The 4,126-nt window shown below is 28.0% G+C and carries 5 protein-coding genes; all 5 read left to right on the top strand.

Annotation, left to right across the window (positions count from 1 at the left end):
- Positions 1-235: 235 nt before the first annotated feature.
- The gene (locus QMO72_RS14005; protein ID WP_286093294.1) at positions 236-859 is read left to right on the top strand and encodes a pentapeptide repeat-containing protein; all 624 of its coding nucleotides are present in this window, start codon (positions 236-238) and stop codon (positions 857-859) included.
- 371 nt (positions 860-1,230) lie between these two features.
- A complete protein-coding gene (locus QMO72_RS14000) occupies positions 1,231-1,359 on the top strand; it encodes a hypothetical protein (protein WP_286093293.1) in 129 nt (42 codons plus the stop codon).
- Between the two features lie 349 nt (positions 1,360-1,708).
- Positions 1,709-1,873, top strand: coding sequence for a ribbon-helix-helix protein, CopG family (locus tag QMO72_RS13995; protein ID WP_103266199.1), 165 nt, complete (start codon positions 1,709-1,711; stop codon positions 1,871-1,873).
- Between the two features lie 73 nt (positions 1,874-1,946).
- Entirely contained in the window at positions 1,947-2,537 is a 591-nt protein-coding gene (locus QMO72_RS13990; RefSeq protein ID WP_103266198.1) for a replication protein, read from the top strand.
- Between the two features lie 260 nt (positions 2,538-2,797).
- Positions 2,798-4,066, top strand: a complete 1,269-nt coding sequence (mobV, locus tag QMO72_RS13985) for a MobV family relaxase (protein ID WP_350050248.1) — start codon at positions 2,798-2,800, stop codon at positions 4,064-4,066.
- Positions 4,067-4,126: the final 60 nt, after the last annotated feature.

Genomic DNA, 4,126 nt, shown 5'->3' with positions numbered 1-4,126 from the left:
GTATGGAAGGAGTTCCATACTGATTATAACAAAAGAACACGCATTTATGCCGAGAAAATCTATTTGTCGATGAGAGCCCTTAATTAGACTTAAAGCGCCAGCGGGAGAATAGCGTCAGCTATTAAATCGACCGATGGACAGCTTTAGGATTATTAAGGAGCGCAGAATCGTCGGCAAATAGAGGAATTGGAATAAAATTAAGTATAATTAATTAAAAATGATAGGAATGATTTTTTTGAAGTATAAAATTATAAATAATATTAATCGTACTGCTAAATATGCTAATAATAATGAGAATAGAAAATTTTTAAAGTGTAATAGTTTTGAAAATGTTAGATTTTTTAATTCAAATATGACTTATTTTCATTTTAAAAATATCACTCTTAAAAATGTTGATTTTTTAGGTTGTAATTTAAAGCATAGTATTTTGAAGAATGGGCAATTTATTAATTGTATTTTTTATAACGTTAATCTTTCAAATTCTAATTTTAAAAATTCTAATTTTAAAAATTGTTATTTTATAAACTGTAATTTGGATGATGTGAAAAAAATTAATTTTAGTTGTATTAATGTTATTAATAGTGATTTTTCTACTTTACATATATCTAAAATGTTAGAAAGTACAGCATTAAATTTAAATAGAGTACCTGCTTTTAAAAAGGCGTATGTATTTACAACGAAACGGTCTAAAGGTTTAAAGTTAAATATGGGTATGTTTTTTGTTTTAAGAAATGATTTTAGTGATTATGAATTATCTAGAGTGCTTTCAGTTATAAATAATAAATCTAATTCTCGTATTAAAAACTTCATTACCTATGGTCAATTTTATGAATTTGGAAAAAAATATTTAAAAAAATGATATGATAAGGATGATCCCCCCGGAAAAGCGATAACCTGACTATGGGTCACGTTGAAATTGCTAGTTTTTGGGAAGGAGTTTTGCTTATGATTAAGGAGTTTCAATATAATATTGATTGTATTTCTTATGTAATTACATTGATTTTAATGTTAGTTAAATTTTTATCATTGTTAGGCGTACTCCCTACTCGATTGCTCGAGGGGATAACGAAAAAAGGTGTCGGGATATCCCGACGCCTTTTTTCGTTATCCCAATTGATTTTATTTTAGATTGATTTATTTCTGATTAATTAAAGATGTAATATATTATTGAATTATACTTAAGAATTTAAGGGAAAAATGTTACGATTTTTGTATAGGAGGTTTCATATTATGAAAAAAGGTAAAAGAGTTGTTTTTGTTTCTGGATATTCTAGAGGTAAAAAAAGAGTAAAATCTCATAAAAGAACTAAACCAGATGGTATTAAGTGTAACAATCATTCTTATAGGGGTAGTTGTTAATTATTTTTATTTAAATAAATCTTTAATATTTTATACATATTTTTAATTAATCAGAAATAAATCAATGAAATAATTGTAATTAAGATTTAAGCTCTAATTTGTTTTAGGGCTTATTTTTATTTTTTGGATTTGAATTTGAACTTATCTATTTAAACGACATTGGGGGCGACTACGACCCCCCAATGTCGTTCATTGTTCACAAAAATAAAAGTGGACTCAGACCATATATATCAAAGGATTTAGAGTTTTTTTGATATATAAAAAAACTCAGTTTGTACAGACTTCTCTAGACATATACAGATAAATGGAATAAAATGAGCTTATCTTAGTTAGAAATGAGGGAGTAAAAATGGCTCGTACAAAAGTAGGTATTACATTAACTGAAGATACTTTAAAAAGACTTGATGAAATTGCAGAACAAATGGGTTTAACTAAGTCACAAGCTATTTCTATGTTGGTTAACAAGGAATATTTAAGTAAATATCAAGATGAAAATAAGGTATTTAAGGCATAAAAAAAGCCACCATTTGGCAGATGGTAGCTAGGAATTAAGACAAATAATCTTTGTATACGGAGGTAATTATATCATGGCAAATAAGGACTCACAAGCTAAAGCAAGAACTAGGAATTGGACATTTGTAATATACCCGGAAAGTGTTTTACCTAATTGGAGAGATATTTTGGATGATGAACATATACAATGGGTTGAATCTCCTTTACATGATAAAGACACTAATGCAGACGGTGAAATCAAAAAAGCTCATATACACGTTTTAGTGATGTATGATGGCGTTAAAAGTTATAATCAAATATTAGAAATAACAGAAAAAATAAATGCGACTATTCCACAAAAATGTGGCTCTGCTAAAGGGTTAGTCAGATATATGGTACATATGGATAATCCAGAGAAATATCAATATTTAAAGACAGATATTATTGGTCATGGTGGAGTAGACATAATGGATATGTTGAAACCCACTTCTGGAAGTAGATATGAAATGTTTAAAGAGATGACAGAATTTATACTCGAAAATGATATACGTGAATATGAAACACTCTGGATATATGCAATGCAAAATAGATTTGATGATTGGTTTCCATTGCTTTCAGATAACGGAACATTTGCTATAAATAATTTTATAAAATCTAGACGACATAGAATAGATAAAGAGAAATAGCTTTTGAATTTAATGAATTAAATTTTATACACGTAAGTAATCAAAAAATTATTAACATTAGCAACCACTATTTTTGGTTGCTAGGGTTTAGGTATTGAACTTATGGACTGACTTGTTTAGTCCATTTTTTGTGTTCACACAAAAACATATTTAAGCCTCGCAGAGCATACGGTTTAACGACTTATTGAAAATAAGTCTAGTGTGTTATACTTTTATTTAAAAAGATAACACACTAGATGTGCTGAGGAGTGATTTTGTTTATGTCTTATTCTATTATTCGGGTTGCTAAAGTGAAATCAAATACTAATACAACAGGATTACAAAAACATATTCAAAGAGAAAATAAGAACTATGAAAACATTGATATAGATTTAGAACAATCACATTTAAATTATGATTTAGTTAACGATAATCCAATTGATTACAATGCGACAATCGATAAAAAAATTGAAGAAAATTATACAGGTAAAAGAAAAATTAGAACAGACGCAGTTAAACATGTAGATGGTTTGATTACATCAGATAGTGAATTTTTTAACAATCAATCACCAGAAGATACAAAACAGTTTTTTGAGCATGCGAAAATATTTTTAGAACAGGAATATGGAAAAGATAATTTATTATACGCAACAGTTCACTTGGATGAGAAAACGCCACATATGCATTATGGAGTGGTTCCAATAACTACTGATGGACGTTTAAGTGCTAAAGAAGTTGTTGGTAATAAAAAGGCTTTAACAGGATTTCAAGATAGGTTTAATGAATACCTTAATAAGTCTGGATATGATTTGGAACGTGGACTGCCTAAGACGTTAACAAAAGATAAATATGAACAAGTAAGCCAGTATAAACAAAAAACAGAATATCATAAAGAAGAATATAAGCATGAGAGCCAAAAATTAGACTATATAAAGCAAGAAAACGATAAATTGAACCTAGAGTACCAAAATGCATTAAAAACACTTAAAAAGCCTTTAAATGTTCCTTATGATTTTGAAATGGAAAAAGTAGGTGGTTTGTTTAATAAAGAAGTGCATGAAACAGGAAATGTAGTGATAAGCCAAGATGACTTTGAAAGTTTTAAAACTCAGATAAAGGCTGCACAATCTATTTCAGAAGATTATCAATTTGTTAAAAGTGGTCAAGCATTGAAAGATGCTGAACAAAAATATAGAGATTTAGATGATGAATTGACCGAATCTAAAGTAGAAAATGAAGATTTAGTTGATGAGTTTAATAATTTAGCACAGCGTTATAACCAATTGTTAGATGAAAATCAGAAGAAAGATAAAGAATTGAGTGATTCATTCAAATTATTTCAGAATGTATTTAAAATAATTAAAAATGTTGTGAAAGAAGATTTTTATCATAAATTGATAGATCATATTGATAATCGATTAGAGAGTCCGAAAATGAGAGAAGTTATGACAGTAGATAATAATGATGATGTATTCTTTAAGCAAAAACATAAAGTACAAGAGCCAGAAATAATTTTTGAAAACGATAGAGACGATGGTTTTACGTTATAAAAAGCATAAACTATTGGGAAGTTGATATAATTCAACATAGCTTATGCTTTATTAATACCT

The organism is Staphylococcus casei, assembly GCF_030294405.1.
GTDB classification, from domain to species: Bacteria; Bacillota; Bacilli; order Staphylococcales; family Staphylococcaceae; genus Staphylococcus; species Staphylococcus succinus.
Note: the sequence above shows the minus strand (reverse complement) of the source record. Positions and strands in the feature narration are given on the sequence as shown.